Origin of the sequence: Bacteroides sp. 4_1_36, from assembly GCF_003466325.1 — a bacterium.
GTDB lineage: Bacteria > Bacteroidota > Bacteroidia > Bacteroidales > Bacteroidaceae > Bacteroides > Bacteroides uniformis.
The window spans coordinates 34,637-51,551 of record NZ_QSOX01000013.1 but is presented as its reverse complement, the minus strand read 5'-3'; the positions used below and the strand labels follow the sequence as shown (position 1 = coordinate 51,551).

11 protein-coding genes and 1 tRNA gene are annotated in these 16,915 nt (G+C 45.5%); 9 read left to right on the top strand and 3 right to left on the bottom strand.

Features of this window, described 5'->3' with window-relative positions; translation table 11 throughout:
- Nucleotides 1-161: 161 nt before the first annotated feature.
- Nucleotides 162-2,306: a polyribonucleotide nucleotidyltransferase gene (gene pnp / locus DXD65_RS13230; protein ID WP_005824386.1), complete on the bottom strand. Its 2,145-nt coding sequence runs from the start codon at nt 2,304-2,306 to the stop codon at nt 162-164.
- 207 nt (nt 2,307-2,513) lie between these two features.
- On the opposite strand from pnp, the gene DXD65_RS13225 reads away from it, so the two are divergent.
- From DXD65_RS13225 to DXD65_RS13215, 3 genes are all read left to right on the top strand, one after another.
- Nucleotides 2,514-3,665 carry a thioredoxin-like domain-containing protein gene (locus DXD65_RS13225; protein WP_005824390.1) on the top strand — a complete coding sequence of 384 codons (1,152 nt, stop codon included), beginning with the start codon at nt 2,514-2,516 and terminating at the stop codon, nt 3,663-3,665.
- Between the two features lie 190 nt (nt 3,666-3,855).
- On the top strand, nt 3,856-4,320 hold the full coding sequence (gene greA / locus DXD65_RS13220; RefSeq protein WP_005824394.1) for a transcription elongation factor GreA: 465 nt from the start codon (nt 3,856-3,858) through the stop codon (nt 4,318-4,320).
- 49 nt (nt 4,321-4,369) lie between these two features.
- Entirely contained in the window at nt 4,370-4,762 is a 393-nt protein-coding gene (locus tag DXD65_RS13215; protein WP_005824396.1) for an HIT family protein, read from the top strand.
- Nucleotides 4,763-4,862: 100 nt separating this feature from the next.
- Here the strand turns inward: DXD65_RS13215 and DXD65_RS13210 are convergent, their stop codons facing one another.
- The gene (locus tag DXD65_RS13210) at nt 4,863-5,948 is read right to left on the bottom strand and encodes a mannose-1-phosphate guanylyltransferase (RefSeq protein ID WP_005824399.1); all 1,086 of its coding nucleotides are present in this window, start codon (nt 5,946-5,948) and stop codon (nt 4,863-4,865) included.
- Nucleotides 5,949-6,105: 157 nt separating this feature from the next.
- Here DXD65_RS13210 and DXD65_RS13205 point away from each other — a divergent pair.
- From DXD65_RS13205 to DXD65_RS13195, 3 genes are all read left to right on the top strand, one after another.
- Nucleotides 6,106-6,189: transfer RNA gene (locus tag DXD65_RS13205), tRNA-Leu, on the top strand.
- Nucleotides 6,190-6,264: 75 nt separating this feature from the next.
- Nucleotides 6,265-7,074, top strand: a complete 810-nt coding sequence (locus DXD65_RS13200) for a Fic family protein (RefSeq protein WP_034525383.1) — start codon at nt 6,265-6,267, stop codon at nt 7,072-7,074.
- A 229-nt stretch (nt 7,075-7,303) separates the two neighbouring features.
- Nucleotides 7,304-8,692 carry a PAS domain-containing protein gene (locus tag DXD65_RS13195; RefSeq protein ID WP_005824402.1) on the top strand — a complete coding sequence of 463 codons (1,389 nt, stop codon included), beginning with the start codon at nt 7,304-7,306 and terminating at the stop codon, nt 8,690-8,692.
- Nucleotides 8,693-8,702: 10 nt separating this feature from the next.
- Here the strand turns inward: DXD65_RS13195 and DXD65_RS13190 are convergent, their stop codons facing one another.
- A complete protein-coding gene (locus DXD65_RS13190) occupies nt 8,703-9,662 on the bottom strand; it encodes a FimB/Mfa2 family fimbrial subunit (RefSeq protein ID WP_005833650.1) in 960 nt (319 codons plus the stop codon).
- Nucleotides 9,663-10,009: 347 nt separating this feature from the next.
- Here DXD65_RS13190 and DXD65_RS13185 point away from each other — a divergent pair, with 347 nt between their 5' ends.
- The 3 genes from DXD65_RS13185 to DXD65_RS13175 are packed head-to-tail and all read left to right on the top strand — an operon-like array spanning nt 10,010 to nt 16,909.
- On the top strand, nt 10,010-13,204 hold the full coding sequence (locus tag DXD65_RS13185; RefSeq protein WP_117588593.1) for a SusC/RagA family TonB-linked outer membrane protein: 3,195 nt from the start codon (nt 10,010-10,012) through the stop codon (nt 13,202-13,204).
- Between the two features lie 13 nt (nt 13,205-13,217).
- The gene (locus DXD65_RS13180; RefSeq protein WP_009037356.1) at nt 13,218-14,897 is read left to right on the top strand and encodes a RagB/SusD family nutrient uptake outer membrane protein; all 1,680 of its coding nucleotides are present in this window, start codon (nt 13,218-13,220) and stop codon (nt 14,895-14,897) included.
- Between the two features lie 41 nt (nt 14,898-14,938).
- Nucleotides 14,939-16,909, top strand: a complete 1,971-nt coding sequence (locus tag DXD65_RS13175; protein WP_005824411.1) for a hypothetical protein — start codon at nt 14,939-14,941, stop codon at nt 16,907-16,909.
- Nucleotides 16,910-16,915: the final 6 nt, after the last annotated feature.

The window sequence follows — 16,915 nt, the reverse complement described above, 5'->3', positions numbered from 1 at the left end:
CTTTATGGAATATAAGGCTTTACATAGCAAAAAAACATAATCTTTTTGGAATATGCAAGCATTATGCCTTGTTTTTTCAGAGCCATTTCTGGCAGTATTGACAAAAAGAAAGCCTGATGGGGTTCCACCAGGCTTTATATACTTAAAGAATAAGAAATTTCTTATTTCTTTTCCGGTCTTTCTTGTCTTTCCGGTCTCGGAAGCAATACTTTGCGTGACAGCTTAAATTTTCCGGTCTTCGGGTCGATGTCGAGAAGTTTTACGTCAATTTCATCACCTTCCTTGATACCGGCTTCTTCTACTGTTTCCAGACGTTTCCAGTCGATTTCGGAGATATGGAGCAAGCCGTCCTTACCCGGCAGGAATTCAACGAATGCACCGTAAGGCATAATGGAGCGTACCTTGCCTTTGTAGACTTCGCCTACTTCGGGGACAGCTACAATCCCTTTGATGATACGCATAGCATCATCGATGCTCTTCTTGTTGGTACCGGCGATTTCGATTCTACCGATGTTGTCCACTTCTTCAATAGTAATGGTAGCACCGGTTTCTTCCTGCATACCTTGGATAATCTTTCCACCAGGGCCGATGACAGCACCGATGAATTCCTTGGGAATGGTCATTGTCTCGATACGCGGAGCGTGAGGTTTCAGGTCTTCGCGAGGCTCGGCAATGCACTCGGTGATTTTGCCCAAGATATATTCACGGCCTTCTTTAGCCTGCAGCAATGCCTTTTCGAGGATTTCGTATGACAGACCGTCCACTTTGATGTCCATCTGAGTGGCGGTGATACCGTCTTTTGTTCCGGTCACCTTGAAGTCCATGTCGCCCAAGTGGTCCTCATCACCGAGGATATCGGACAATACGGCATATTTGTCTTCGCCTGCATTCTTAATCAATCCCATGGCGATACCTGATACCGGTTTCTTGATTTTCACACCTGCATCCATCAATGCCAGAGTTCCGGCACATACGGTAGCCATGGAAGAAGAACCGTTTGATTCGAGGATATCGGATACCACGCGTACTACATACGGATAGTTTGCAGGAATCTGACCCTTCAATGCACGCCATGCCAGATGGCCGTGGCCGATTTCACGACGGCCTACACCGCGCTGTGCCTTGGCTTCGCCCGTAGAGAACGGAGGGAAGTTGTAGTGCAGAAGGAAACGTTCTTTTCCGTGTTCCAATACGTCGTCGATAATCTTCTCGTCCAACTTGGTGCCTAAAGTCACAGTAGACAAAGACTGTGTTTCGCCACGTGTAAAGATAGCGGAACCGTGAGGGCCGGGCAGGTAGCTGGTCTCACACCAGATAGGACGGATTTCGGTCGTCTTACGTCCGTCAAGGCGCTTGCCTTCGTCCAGAATGGAACGGCGCATCGCCTCTTTTTCCACATCGTGATAGTAACGGTCGATGAGGGCTGCCTTTTCTTCCAGTTCTTCTTCGGAGAACTGTGCCTTGAATTCTTCGCGGATGGCATCGAAAGCATCCATGCGTTCGTGCTTGTTCTTGTTTCCGGAAGCGGCAATGGCATAAGCCTTGTCGTAGCAAGCGTCGTGAACGGCCTTACGGAGTTCTTCGTCGTTCACTTCGTGGCAATATTCGCGTTTCACGGTAGAGCCTACTTCTTCTGCCAGTTCCATCTGTGCCTTGCACTGAATCTTAATGGCTTCGTGTGCGGCCTTCATCGCTTCCAGCAAGTCCTGCTCGGAAACCTCGTCCATTTCGCCTTCCACCATCATGATGTTTTCGTAAGTGGCGCCCACCATCAAGTCCATATCGGCTTGTTCTAGTTGTTCGAAGGTAGGGTTGATGACGAATTGTCCGTTGATGCGTGCTACGCGTACTTCGGAAATAGGTCCGTTGAAGGGGATATCTGAAACTGCAAGTGCGGCAGAAGCTGCGAGTCCGGCCAGAGCGTCGGGCATATCTACGCCGTCTGCTGAGAAAAGAATGATGTTTACGTATACCTCTGCATGGAAATTATCAGGGAATAAGGGGCGGAGAGCACGGTCAACGAGGCGGCAAGTGAGGATTTCGTAGTCAGAAGCGCGTCCTTCGCGCTTTGTGAAACCGCCGGGGAAACGTCCGAATGCGGAGAATTTTTCTTTGTACTCTACCTGTAATGGCATGAAATCTGTTCCGGGAACTGCGTCCTTGGCGGCACAAACAGTAGCTAAAAGCATGGTGTTGCCCATACGAAGCATTACAGAACCGTCTGCCTGTTTTGCCAGCTTTCCCGTTTCGAGCGTGATGGTTCTGCCATCAGGAAGCTCGATCGTCTTAACAATTGGGTTAATCATAAAAAATGTTTTATATCTAATTTTCTTTCAAAATTCGTGCAAAGATACATAATTTATTCATGTAAAATGGTGGGAATGAGATAAAAAGTTTGTATTTAGTTGTTTTTTGCAGTTTTCTATATGGAAGAACGAGGGAAAATGCTTTGACTGAACTTGAAAAGAAGTATATTTGCAGGCACGTTTGCAAAACAAAACTGAAGATACGATATGAAGAAAATCTTTTTTATGGCACTTGCTGCAATAGCATTGGGTGCATGTAATTCCGAACCGAAATTCAAAGTAGAGGGTGAAGTGTCTGGTGCCGACGGCAAGATGCTTTATTTGGAAGCCTCGGCATTGGAAGGTATTGTTCCTTTGGATTCTGTAAAACTGGAAGGGGATGGCTCTTTCCACTTCAAGCAGGTACGTCCGGTGTCTCCGGAATTTTACCGTCTGCGGGTAGACGACAAGGTTATTAATTTCTCGGTAGATTCGACGGAAACGGTTTTGGTAAAGGCACCTTATACCGATTTCGCCACTGCCTATACAGTGGAAGGTTCTCCGAATAGCTCGAAGATAAAGGACTTGACGCTGAAGCAGATGAAGCTTCAGGATAATGTGAATGCATTGCTGCAGTCGGTGCAGGCACATAAGATAGGTGCCGATGTTTTTGAGGACAGTCTTGCCTCTTTATTGAAGAACTATAAGGATGAAGTGAAAATCAGCTATATTTTTGCCGCTCCCAATACGGCTGCTGCCTATTTCGCCTTGTTCCAGAAGTTGAATAATTATTTGATTTTCGACCCTCTGAACAATAAGGAAGACATTAAGTGTTTTGCAGCCGTGGCAACCAGCCTGAACAATTATTATCCGGATGCCGACCGCTCCAAGAACCTCTACAATATTGTGATAAAGGGAATGAAGAATACCCGTACTCCGCAGCAGAAGGTGGTGGAAATCCCCGAAGAGGCAATTTCCGAAACCGGCATCATCGACATTAACCTGCGTGACATGAAGGGCAATACACGTAAGTTGAGCGAACTGAAGGGCAAGGCTGTTATTGTGGACTTCACTGTTTATCAGAGTGCCGTTTCTGCTACACATAATTATATGTTGCGCGACTTGTACGACAAGTATGCCGCCCAGGGATTGGAAATCTATCAGGTTTCTCTGGATGCAGACGAGCACTATTGGAAAACAACTGCCGACAATCTGCCTTGGATTTGTGTGCGCGACGGCAATGGAATTTATTCGTCTATAGCGGCTTCTTATAATGTGAAGAATGTGCCTTCTGTGTTCCTGGTCAACAAGAACAATGAGTTGAGTGCCCGTGGAGAGAGCATTAAAGACCTGGAGGCGGCAGTGAAAGCATTGCTGTAACATGTTATAAATAAGAAGTTTTCGTTTAAATATGTTACAAAGCAGCCTTTTATGCTTGACACGCATTGTATAAAAGGCTATCTTTGCAAAGGAAAATCGGAAAGAGGGTTCCAGCATGCTGACCATGTTGGAATTCTTTTTTGTTTATAGTACCATTAAAAACTAACATAACATTTAAGGAGGAAAAAGTATGGCTTATATGTCAGAAGACGGCTACAAGAAATTGATGGCCGAATTGAAACACCTGGAGACGGTGGAACGTCCCAAAATATCGGCTGCCATTGCCGAAGCGCGTGACAAAGGTGATTTGTCGGAAAATGCAGAGTATGACGCTGCCAAGGAAGCTCAAGGTATGCTTGAGATGAAAATTAACAACTTGAAGCTGACCATTGCCGACGCTAAGATTATTGATGAGTCGAAGTTGAAAACCGATTCTGTACAGATTCTCAATAAGGTAGAGCTTAAGAACGTGAAGAATGGCATGAAGATGGTTTATACTATCGTTTCCGAAAGTGAAGCCAATCTGAAGGAAGGAAAGATTTCCGTCAATACTCCGATTGCACAAGGTCTGCTTGGCAAGAAAGTAGGTGACATCGCAGAAATTAAAGTTCCGCAGGGCATGATTAACCTGGAAGTAGTGAACATATCCTTTTAAAGGAAGGCAGGTCCGCATACGGGCTTGCCTTATTTTATAATTTATAGCTATGGCAACAATATTCAGTAGAATTATCGCAGGTGAAATACCTTGCTACAAGGTGGCGGAGGATGACAGATTCTTTGCGTTCCTTGACATCAATCCGTTGGTAAAAGGTCATACATTGGTCATTCCCAAGCAGGAAGTGGATTATATCTTCGATTTGAACGATGAGGATTTGGCGGCGATGCATGTTTTCGCCAAGAGAGTGGCACTTGCCATCGGCAAGGCCTTTCCGTGTAGAAAGGTAGGAGAAGCGGTATTGGGGCTGGAAGTGCCTCATGCGCACATACATTTGATTCCTATGCAGAACGAAAAAGATATGCTTTTCTCCAATCCCAAACTGAAACTGACGGACGAAGAATTCAAGGCTGTGGCAGAAGCTATCCGTGCAGTGCTTTAATCGGTTTATTTTCCTCCCCTAAATAAACGGAAGCGGGAGTTGGACTTCATCCAGCTCCCGCTATTTTTTTGCCTTCGGCACCTATCCTTTAATTTTTAATTTAAATGTATTCCTCTCCCAGTTTTATCTGGGCATCATTCACATATTTGCGGATGGTATGTTCTTCATCTTTCTTGCAAATCAGTAATACATTGTCCGACTCGGCTATGAGATAACCTTCCAAACCGTCGATAACTGCAAGTTTGTTGTCGGGCAGCACCACGATATTGTCTTTGCTATTATAGATGAGGGATTTACATTTTAAGGCTACATTGCCTGCTTCATCTTTGGGAGACAAATCATACAAAGACCCCCAGGTTCCTAAATCAGACCAGCCGAAATCGCCTAATGACACATATACATTGTCTGCCTTTTCCATGATGCCGAAGTCTATGGAGACATTGGGGCAAGCAGGGAAGTTCTCATCAATGAATTGTTTCTCTTGGACTGTTCCATACACATCTTTGCCGGGGGCCAGTTTGGAAGTCAGCTCGGGCAGCAGGGCTTCGTTTGCCTTGATGATGGTATTTACGTTCCACATGAACAGACCAGAGTTCCAATAGAATTCTCCACTTTCCACGAATACTTTTGCCAGTTCCAGTTCGGGCTTTTCAGTGAAGGTTTTTACCTTGTAGAAATTATCACCGGCGGCTTCGGCTATTTGTATATAGCCATATCCGGTTTCCGGACGGTTGGGCTTGATGCCGAGTGTCAGCAGATTGTCCGATTGGGAAACGAAGTCCAGCCCTTTTTCGATAGCTGCCAGAAATTCGCCTTCCTTCAGGATTAAGTGGTCCGAAGGAGCTACCACTATATTGGCGTTCGGATTCAAGGCGCGGATATGATAGGAAGCCCACGCAATGCAGGGGGCTGTATTCCTGCGTGTCGGCTCCAGTAGAATCTGTTCGGGTTTAAGTTCGGGAAGCTGTTCTTTTACAAGGTCGGCATACAAGTCATTTGTTACGATAAGTATATTTTCCATGGGGATTACCTGCTTGAAGCGGTCGAAGGTTTGCTGCAGCAAGGAACGTCCTGTACCGAAGAAATCCAGAAACTGTTTTGGAAGTGTCTTGCGGCTGAATGGCCAGAAACGGCTGCCGATTCCTCCGCCCATAATTACACAGAAATTATCCTTATTGGTTACCATGCTATTGATTTTAAAAGTTTCTGCTAATGTACTGCATATTTTACAAACAAGGAATGATTCAAGCAGGTTTTATCGTTTTTTTCGCCTTTTTTTAGGAAAAGTATTGCAGGTTTAGAAAAAAGCTGTATCTTTGCACCGCATTTGAGAAGTCAAACATGCCCAGATGGCGGAATCGGTAGACGCGCTGGTCTCAAACACCAGTGGATTCACTTCCATCCCGGTTCGACCCCGGGTCTGGGTACGAAATAAAGAAGCGGGGAAAGTTTTAATGCTTTTCCCGCTTTCTTTTTATACTTATCTTTTATGCCCTTTGCTCATGGGAACAGATATCTGGCAAGAGATAGAAGTACTGAATCAAGAATTTGTGAGGCTTGGTATCAGTCAGTCGGTAGACTATGAAAAGTACTACCTCTATTCGCTTATTACCCATTCTACTGCTATTGAGGGCTCTACACTTACCGAATTGGATACCCAGTTGCTTTTTGATGAGGGGGTAACAGCCAAAGGAAAGCCGTTGGTCTATCATCTGATGAATGAGGATTTGAAGAAGGCATACGAACTCGCCAAAGAAGAAAGTGCACAAAATGCGGAAATTACGCCTGTTTTCTTACAAAAATTGAATGCTGCTCTAATGCGTACTACTGGGAGTGTATATAATGTAATGGGCGGTTCTTTTGATTCTTCTAAAGGTGAATTTCGTTTGTGCGGCGTTACTGCTGGGGTGGGCGGGTGTTCTTATATGAGCTATCCTAAAGTTCCCGCTAAAGTAGAAGAACTTTGTTCTATATTGAGAGAAAAGCAAAAGAATATGGAAACATTTCGGGAACGATATGAATTGAGTTTCAATGCTCATCTCAATTTGGTAACCGTTCATCCGTGGGTAGATGGCAATGGGAGAACGGCTCGTTTGTTGATGAACTATATCCAGTTCTGCCATCATCTTTTTCCGACGAAAATCTTTAAAGAAGATAGGGGCGACTATATTCTTTCTTTGCGGCAGTCGCAAGAAGATGAGAACAGTCAGCCTTTCTTGGACTTTATGGCAGCGCAGCTGAAAAAATCATTTGCGTCAGAGATTGAGAAATACAATACTGGACGTAAAAAAGGTTTTAATCTCATGTTTTGAAAAGCGACGATTCCTTCCTGATAAGCTCATATAGGCATTAGCTGATTGTGCTGTATCATCCTTTTGTATTGGGTTATTCTCAAAATATTCTCTTCTCGGCATTAAATACAAAATAATGGGTGTAAAATGCAAATTTATTTCGTAGATACTGTTTTCGCATTTATTTTTTTCTAAATTTGCAGTAGCTGGAATCTTATCTAACTATTTAATTATTAAATGTTTGCCAATTATGACAAAACATGTTCCTCTTTTTTTACCTCTCGGAAGTATTCGGTTACTGACGATATTCTTCTCTTTTTGTATAATCTTTGTTCATCCGGCATTGGCTGACAAAATGGCTGAAAGCCCCGAACTTTTCGATACTGCTTTCACCTTGCAGGAAAGGCTTGATATTCCCGACGGGTTTGTTCAAAGAGAGATGGTCTATATTTCCATTCTTTTAGGTACATTGGTGCTGTGCCTCTTCTTTTTCTTCATGCAGAGGCGGATGAAGAAATTGAGGGAAAGGGACCGGGAGAGGTATCTGCAACTGTTGGAAGGCATTCTTGATAATCTTCCCATTGCGGCAAAAGTGAAGGATGTGAATGATGGGATGCGCTATACTTTTTGGAATAAAAAGGCAGAGGAACTCTTTGAATGTTCGGCCAGAGAGGCTATAGGCAAGACGGATTTTGAAACAATGCCAGAGGCTGCGGCTTTAATTAGGAAGGAGGATGAAGAGTTGGTCAAGACGGGGATTCCACAAGAAGGTATACGACGTTTTTTTACCAAGAAGAACGAGGAGCGGTTTACCTTCCAGAACAATAATTTTATAAAGCTTTCTGATGGTCGCAAGTGGATTGTTTATACTGCTTGGGACATTACTGATTTGAAAATCATGGAGCGCAAACTACGTCTGGCCAAAGAGGAGGCTGAGGAGTCCAACCGGATAAAATCGGCTTTCCTGGCCAATATGAGTCATGAGATACGTACTCCGCTCAATGCAATAGTTGGTTTTTCGAGTATTTTGGCCACGGAAGTGTCTGAGGAAGAACGGGTGGAGTATCTCGATATTATAGAGCGGAATAATGAACTGCTGTTGCAGCTCATCAATGACATTCTGGATTTGTCGAAGATAGAAGCCGGTACATTGGAGTATGTCTATGCTAACGTGGATATCAATAAAATGGTGTCCGAGATAGAGCAGGCTACAAGTATCAGGCTGACCAATAAAGACGTGCGTCTGGTCACGGTTACGCCATTGCCCGGTTTGCTGCTGTATACCGATCAGCGCAGAATTACTCAGGTATTCAATAACTTCATCAGTAATGCGCTGAAGTTTACTGCTGCCGGTAGCATTACCATTGGTTACGGAATGCCCGAAAATAGCTATATCCGTTTTTATGTCACCGATACCGGGACGGGGATATCATCTGAGAATGCGCAGGGGATTTTTAACCGCTTTGTGAAGCTGGATTCCTTTAAGCAAGGTACCGGACTGGGACTGGCCATTTCGCAAAACATTGTGAAGGAACTGAAAGGAGAGATAGGGGTGGAGTCACAGTTGAGCAAGGGCTCCACTTTCTGGTTCACGTTGCCTTTTTATAAGATGGACGCGCACCGTTCTATCTTTCCTTGATGCTGCAAGCTCAATCCAATGAAGGGACATCGATTGTCTGGCTTTCCTCGTTCCAGTTGTCAAGGGTGAATTCTCCGGATGATTCTTCGGAAAAGATGTCTCCCAGAGTGAGGGTCAGGGTCAGTTTGGAGTTTGCTTCCAAAGGTCCGTTCAATGTTTGCTTGAAACTTTTCACGTTTCCATTTTTCAGTATGATGCTCATCTGGAATTCCGGTTTCCCGAAAGAAGGGAAGAGCATGACGGTGGCGTTGCTCATTTGTGTACCGTCGACGGAACGGACCAGAGGGAAGGCTACTGTGCGTGGGCTTCCTTGAGGAGCGGCGGTGTAGAAATTCAGTTCTCCAGCAATATTGGTGATGCGCACCACCATGCTGTCGATGCTCGAACTGAGGATGCCGTTGTTCTTGTCCTTGATGATTACTTTCAGTCCGGTCACTACCCGTTTGAGGGATGCTTTCAGGTCCTCACTTCCAATGTTGGCAGGCTGGACGGCGTGTACCAGGTCGAATACCGGATAATAGGTTGTGTCCGCTTCCATTTTGAATAGGGAGAAGTGTTGCCGGGACATGTCTTCGCCTAAGATGTAGACCGGGTCCCTCATGAGAGGATGTGCATAAATCGGCTCCTCGTATTTAGGGGTTCCCCAATAAATCATGTTATAGAGACCTGCGGGTAAGGATAACTCTCGATTGACGCCATCGTTATAGAAAGCTCCGTCTTTAACTTGGTAGTAACCGTAAAAAGGTGTCAGCTTCCGGTTTATGTAGTTTCCATAATAAATAGAGGTGCCCGCCTTGCAGGGCATGATGGTCAGTATGCCGGTCAGCGGGCTTTGTCCGCTTTCTGTGGACACGTCCATCAAAAGTCGTGGTGATACCAACTCACTGCTTTTTTCTATCTGGGGCGGATTGTCATCGGCGCAGCTTGCCACGATTGCGGCAAGTACTGCAAATACTACTAATTTTTTCATTATCTGTTAAGCTTTAGGTTGTTCTTCCTTGAGAACGTTTTTAGAAAGAAATGGTTCTTTGTACTCCGGAGAAAGTATATTGGGGATGGAAAAGTGAGGTGAAACCAATTCCGGTATTGAGGGGAATGGGAAGAATAGCCCCTCTTCAAAAGGCTTAGAGAAGGGATGGAAAACAAATTATACCTTTTTTAGTAACATTTTAGAAGCCTTGATTAACGAAATCATATACTCTTCGTAACAATTTCTCGACATTCTTTTCTTGTTCCTCCATACATTTGCATCCGAGTTCTTTGGTATTAATTGAAGAACACAATGAATCTTTGATATTAACCATTAAATAATGTACAATGAGAAAAACATTCTTGGAAAAGTGCATAAATCTGCGTTTATGCCGTGTTGCATTGGTACTTTTGTTTCTTGTACCTGCAATCAGTAACCTGCAGGCTAATCCTTCTCAAAACAAGACCATTTCGGGTGTTGTGACATCGGCTACGGATAGTGAGCCGTTGATAGGTGTCAGCGTGCAGGTGAGAGAAACCGCTACGGGTGGAATTACCGACATTGATGGCCGGTATTCGGTAAGTGCCCAACAAGGACAGACACTGGTGTTTTCTTACATCGGTTATCAATCACAGGAAATCAAGGTAGGTACTTCTTCCGTCATCAATGTGGTGCTGAAGGAGGACACGGAAATGTTGGATGAAGTGGTTGTAGTGGGCTATGGTGTCCAGAAGAAGAAATTGGTGACGGGTGCCACTGTTCAGGTGAAGGGTGACGAAATAGCCAAGATGAATACAACCAATCCCTTGCAGGCTATGCAGGGACAGACACCGGGTGTAAGTATTGCTTCGACTTCCGGTCAACCGGGTGCTGACATGAAAGTGAGTATCCGTGGTCTTGGTACCGTGGGAAATAGTGCTCCTCTTTATCTGATTGATGGTGTGGGTGGTGATATTTCTACTTTGAATCCTGCCGATATTGAAAGTATAGATGTACTGAAAGATGCGGCTAGTGCGGCTATCTACGGTTCGGCCGGTGCTAATGGTGTAGTGCTTATTACTACCAAGCAAGGGCGCGAAGGTAAAGCGCAGATTAGTTTCGATGCTTATTATGGAATACAGAATGTAGCTCGTAAGGCTAATATGCTGAATGCAAAAGAGTATATGGCCATTATGGATGAGCAGGCTTTGAATAGCGGACTTTCGGCTTACGATTGGAGCCAATACCAGTCTATTTACGATGCCAATGGCAATGTGTATGATACGGATTGGGTAGATACTATGTTCAAAGATAATGCCACAACGGAGAGCTATACGCTGGGTGTCACTGGTGGAAGCGCAACTTCCACTTATGCCCTTTCGTTAGGATATATGAGTCAGGAAGGTATTGTCGGCGGTTCGGATGTGTCTAACTATTCGCGTTACAATTTCCGTGTGAACAGCGAGCACAAACTTTTCAAGGATATTTTGAAAGTGGGCGAGCAGGTGAGTTTTGTATATAAGATGAATAACGGTATCAGTGTAGGCAACCAATATAATAATACCTTACGCGGTGCATTCGGAACATCGCCTATCGCTCCTGTCTATAGCGATAATAATCTTTATGATTCGCCTTACAATGACACCAGTACCAGTGACTGGAATAAAGGTGATGGAAACCCTTATGGTTTAATGATGACCGACAGCAACAATGAGAACAAAACGGCTACTTTTTCCGGTAATGTTTATGCTGAATTGCAGCCTGTCAAGAATTTGAAGATAAAGTCTGTATTCGGTGTGGTTTATGGTTCCAGCGAATACCGTAGTTTCAAGCCTCTCTACAAGTTCAGCCAATATATATATAATGAAGAACGTACTACCGTATCTCAAAATGCCAATCACTCTTTGGGTATGACATGGACCAATACGGCTTCTTATGACTGGACTATGGGAGAACATTCGTTCAACGCCTTGCTGGGTATGGAAGCCTATCGTTACGAGGGCACTTATATCGAAGCTAAAAATGGTATGTTGAAAGAAGGTTTTGATGATTGGGAGCATGCTTTTGTGGGCAACGGAACGGCCTCCGATTCGACCAACGGCTTGGGTGCCAGTGGCAATCCGCATACCGAGAGCCGCAAGGTGTCCTATTTCGGCCGATTGGGTTGGAACTGGAAAGAAACTTATATGGTCAATGCTACTTTGCGTGCAGACGGTTCGAGCAACTTTGCCAAAGGCAACCGTTTTGGTTACTTCCCTTCGGTATCGGCAGGATGGACCATTACTAACGAAAAATTCATGGAAAGTACGCAAAACTGGCTCGACTTCCTGAAAATACGTGCCAGCTGGGGACAAGTGGGTAATGCCAACATTGACGCATTCCAATATCTGGCTCCTATCAAGAGTACCAATACACACTATCTTTTCGGCAGCGGTTACGGCGACTCGGATGCTGCGGCACAGCTCGGAACCAACTGGGGAGCTTACCCTAGTCGTCTGGCTAATGCTGACATCAAGTGGGAGACTTCACAGCAGACCAATATCGGTCTTGATGCCCGATTCCTCAACAGTCGCCTGGGTGTTAATTTCGATTTCTACATTAAAGATACTAAAGACTGGCTCGTGGTGGCTCCTATTCTTGCTACTGCCGGAGCAGGTGCTCCTTATATTAATGGCGGTGGAGTGAAAAACACCGGTGTGGAACTCAATCTTACTTGGAATGACCAAATAGGCAAAGACTTTAGTTACAATATCGGTATCAACGGTGCCTACAATAAGAATAAGGTCGGAGAGATTCCTAACGACGATGGTATCATTCATGGCTCTACCAACCAGTTGTATGACAATACTCCTGAATTCTATCGTGCCGAGAATGGTAAGCCTATCGGTTATTTCTATGGTTTCAAGACAGCAGGCATATTCCAAAACAATCAAGAAATAGAGGATTGGATTAAGGCTGGTAACGGTGTGCTGCAAGCTGACGTACAACCAGGTGACGTGAAGTTTGTGGACATCAACCATGACGGACGGGTGAACGAGCTTGACAAGACCGATCTTGGTAACGGTATTCCTGATTTCACTATGGGCTTCAATCTCGGTTTCAACTGGAAAGGACTTGATTTCTCTGTAGTGGCCAACGGTGCTTTCGGACAGCAGATTGTCCAGAGCTATCGTAACCATACCTCCAAGCAAGCCAATTATACTACTGCAATTTTAGGACGTTGGACAGGAGAGGGAACCAGCAATCGCATACCTCGTGTCACAGACCAGAATCTCAACTGGCAGTTCTCAGACCTCTATGTGCAGGATGGTGATTACCTGCGAATCAGTAACATTACTTTGGGCTACGACTTTGCCAAGCTACTGAGATGTAAGGTCATCAGTCAGTGTCGTATCTATGCTCAGGTACAGAATGCGTTCACATTTACCAAATATGACGGCATGGATCCGGAAATAGGTTATGGTCCCGAAGGAGATAACGGACAAGGTTGGGTGTCGGGCGTTGATTTAGGTTATTACCCCCGTCCCCGTACCGTATTGTTTGGTGTTAACTTGAAATTTTAAAATATAGACTGATATGAAGAAAAACAAAAATATATTTATGGCAAGTGTCCTGCTCCTGAGTTTGGGACTGGCTTCGTGTACCGACAGTTTTCTCGATGTTACGTCGAAGACTGAATCTTCAACCGGTACATTCTATAAGACTGAAAAAGATGCTTATCGTGCTCTGATAGGTTGTTATGATGGTTGGCGCCAGACTTCATCAGCCATGATGGTAGGGTTTTATATAGCTTCCGAGGTGATGAGTGCCGAGTGTTTTGGCGCTACCGGAAATGCCGATGGACGTGGCTATCAGGCCATTGACCGTTTTGACATCTCCCAATCGCCGGCTGACCTCAACCTATACGAAGGTGACTGGAAAAATTATTATGCGGGCGTCTATCGTTGCAACGAGCTGATAGCTCATGAAGAGCAGATTGTATGGAATGAATCGGATAGCAAACGTGGTATCTATATGGGCGAATGTCGTACGTTGCGTGCATTGCTTTATCTGGATATGGTTCGTTTATGGGGGAATATCCCACTCTTTCTGGAACCGGTAAACGAAAATCGCGCTCCTTCACCTGCCAAAGAGGTGTTCAGTGCCATATTTACTGACTTAAAATATGCTATCGAGAATATTCCCGGTGACGCTTATCCCAAGGCCGACTATACCAAGAACGACGGACATATTACAAAATATGCCGCCGAGGCTTTGCTGGCACGTGCCTATCTTTTCTATACCGGATATTACGGTGAAGAACCTGTAGAGGTGACTCGTGCCGAAGCTTTGGCTGCTGTAGAAGACGTAATCGCTTCAGGAGAATATGGTTTGGTACCGCAATTCAAGAATTTATGGCCGGCTTCTTCTGCAAAAGTGGCCGAAAAAGGAGACTATGAAACTTTGAAGGGTACATATGCCGGTGATGGAAACAAGGAAACCATTCTTGCGTTGAAATTTACCGCTACTCAGGATTATAACGGGAATAATGACTCCAACCGTTGGCAGGTGATGTTGGGTATGCGCCAGCTTAATGCTGCTCCCTATTGCAAGGGATGGGGCGCATTGACGGTAAATCCTGATTTTGTGGAAGCGTTTCCCACTGGTGACCTCCGCCGTTCGGCTTCTATCATTGATTTGGTAGGGGAAGGAATCACCGGTTCGGCCGACTTTACCACCAGTTTTAATGACTGGCGTGAATATACCGGCTATGCTGTGAAGAAGTATGCTCCCCTTTGCTATGCCGATGGAAGCCATGCCGGTAAGCAGGATGGTAGCGGTGACTTCCAGACACAGAACCGCCAAGACTACGTTATTATCCGTTATGCCGACGTATTGTTGATGGCCGCAGAACTGGGTAGCCCCAATGCGCAAACTTATTTCGACCAAGTGCGTAAGCGTGCTTATCAGGTTGATGACAACGGAACAGTATCGGCCAACTATCAAGCTAAGAGTGTGTCTCAACAAGCTATTATGGAAGAACGTCGTCTTGAATTTGCTTTTGAAAGCATTAATTATTGGGATCTCCTGCGTCAAGGTATAGACGTGGCAGCCGAGAAGCTCGCCTTGAATGGTGTCAAGGTGAAGAGTGGAGGCGCTGATGATGCAATAACCATACGGGTCGACCGTGTGAAAGCCACCAAAGGCTTGAGCCAGATTCCTTATAATCAAATTAACCTTTCACAGAGTGTACTTGTGCAGAATCCCGGATGGTGAGTACCATTAATAGAGTAAATAAAAAATAAAAACAATAAGATATGAGACTTAAATCATTCTTTTCCATATTGGCAGGAGCGGCTTTGATATTTTCCGCTTGCTCGCCCGAAGAGTACGAGATGGGGGCAAAAACCTATGTTTCCGATGATTTGGTGGAAGGTATCGCCTATACGGTGACCCCTGATGCCAATGATCCTAATACGATTCATCTGACTTCGCTCATCAAGGGAGCCACTCCCTTGTGGGTCACTCCAAGCGGTCCTTCTCAAAAGACCACTCTTGACTTGGCACTTCCTTTTGCCGGAGAATATAGCGTGACTTTCGGCGCTTCCACACCGGCAGGTCCGGTATATGGCGAACCATATACCTTCAAGGTAGAGACCAATAACTTTGCCATGCTCGAAGACCCTATCTGGGCTAACCTTGCAGGTGGAGTGGGCAAGAGCCGTAAGTGGGTTCCCATTGACAAGAACTTTGGTATTGGCCGTTGTTCGGGACCGGTGATGTACATGAGCCACACTGATGTGAAAAATGATGGAAGCAATATTACCGACCTTATGATTGGTAGCGCCAATTGGGCTCCCAACTGGGATCCGGGTATCCAATCGTGGCTCATTCCGGCAGACGACCCCTATTTCCAGTCGTACATCACTTTCGGCCTGGATGCTGTGAAAGGCTGTACGGTGGAACTTCATCGGGTGGCTGCTTCGGGCACGACGGATGCCACCGGAACTTTCAACTTGAATGTGTCTGACCCGAAACGCCCTGTCATATCTTTCTATGGCGGTACCTATTCATTGCATAACGAGGGTTTTGATGATGTCTGTTCCAACTATACCAACGACATCAAGATTATAGAATGTACTCCTTATCTGCTGCAGGTAGCTACGATGCGTACCAATAGCGAAGGTCCGTGGTGGCTGGTGTGGAACTTCATTTCCGAAGAGGCTTATAATGACCCCAGTATCATACCGACTGAAGATCCGGGTTTGCTTCAGCCTGCCGAAGTACAACAGCCTGCCATTGAAGATTTGGCAACCAAACTGTTCACTACTGAAATCAACGGTGTCACCTATGTGGGCAATGAGGCACGCTTCCTCATCAATGATGAAGAACCTTATGACTGGACATGGTGGAATGGTGGTTCTGCTGCTTGGGAAAGCGTAGTGAAGGGACAGTACGGTTCTTCATGGGCACCTGTGGCCGATGCTTCCATTGCCGACTATGAGCTGGTATTGAGCAGCACGGCCGATGGCTACAAATGGGATGACGGTACCAATGCCGGTAAGCTTGCCATTGAAGACGGCAAATTGAAATTTATGGATGCCGACGGCAATCCGGTTGAGATAACCGTCCTCACCGCTACCGGTGATAAGCGCACGGTGGAAGTGAAGGGAAGCGAGTTTACCGTAATGGCTTGCGATGTCACCAGCTCTTTCCAGATGGGTGTGCCTGCAACGACCAATGACAAGGGAGCCGTGGATTCTTATCTTTGTGCCAACCTCAACTACAAACCTATCGCTACCGGACCTACCGGGCCTACTGAAATCAAGGTAGACAACAGCAAGGTACAAATTCTTTTCGGTGACGGAAATCCCGATCGTTTGCGCTTGCAGTTCTACAATCCTTGGGGCGGTGGTGACGCGGGATGGCCGATCGACATCACGAAGGTGAAGTTGAAAAAGAACCAGACGCTGAAGATACAGTACAAAGTGCTGAGTGGAATCACTTGGAACGAGGGCGCGACTCCTAAGACCGTGATTATGGACAATAACATCGGAAATGCTTGGGAAGATGACTGCTACAACTTGGCTCATGCCGTGGCCTTTGATACTGCCGAAGGAGCTGTACAGACTGTGTCCGTGACCAATACCACCGGTGCCACTGTGACTTACGAAGGAAGCAGTTGTATCTGTATCGGTATCCAGAATAAGGGACTTGCTACTGTGGCTGCCACCGAAGACGGACAGCCGGATGTGAAGGTTGAGATAATTTCGATGACCATTGAATAACCACTT

What these genes read in the sequence shown, in the direction of transcription:
- pnp (WP_005824386.1), bottom strand. Translation starts at nt 2,306, where the DNA reads ATGATTAACCCAATTGTTAAGACGATCGAGCTTCCTGATGGCAGAACC.
- DXD65_RS13225 (WP_005824390.1), top strand. Translation starts at nt 2,514, where the DNA reads ATGAAGAAAATCTTTTTTATGGCACTTGCTGCAATAGCATTGGGTGCA.
- greA (WP_005824394.1), top strand. Translation starts at nt 3,856, where the DNA reads ATGGCTTATATGTCAGAAGACGGCTACAAGAAATTGATGGCCGAATTG.
- DXD65_RS13215 (WP_005824396.1), top strand. Translation starts at nt 4,370, where the DNA reads ATGGCAACAATATTCAGTAGAATTATCGCAGGTGAAATACCTTGCTAC.
- DXD65_RS13210 (WP_005824399.1), bottom strand. Translation starts at nt 5,948, where the DNA reads ATGGTAACCAATAAGGATAATTTCTGTGTAATTATGGGCGGAGGAATC.
- DXD65_RS13200 (WP_034525383.1), top strand. Translation starts at nt 6,265, where the DNA reads ATGGGAACAGATATCTGGCAAGAGATAGAAGTACTGAATCAAGAATTT.
- DXD65_RS13195 (WP_005824402.1), top strand. Translation starts at nt 7,304, where the DNA reads ATGACAAAACATGTTCCTCTTTTTTTACCTCTCGGAAGTATTCGGTTA.
- DXD65_RS13190 (WP_005833650.1), bottom strand. Translation starts at nt 9,662, where the DNA reads ATGAAAAAATTAGTAGTATTTGCAGTACTTGCCGCAATCGTGGCAAGC.
- DXD65_RS13185 (WP_117588593.1), top strand. Translation starts at nt 10,010, where the DNA reads ATGAGAAAAACATTCTTGGAAAAGTGCATAAATCTGCGTTTATGCCGT.
- DXD65_RS13180 (WP_009037356.1), top strand. Translation starts at nt 13,218, where the DNA reads ATGAAGAAAAACAAAAATATATTTATGGCAAGTGTCCTGCTCCTGAGT.
- DXD65_RS13175 (WP_005824411.1), top strand. Translation starts at nt 14,939, where the DNA reads ATGAGACTTAAATCATTCTTTTCCATATTGGCAGGAGCGGCTTTGATA.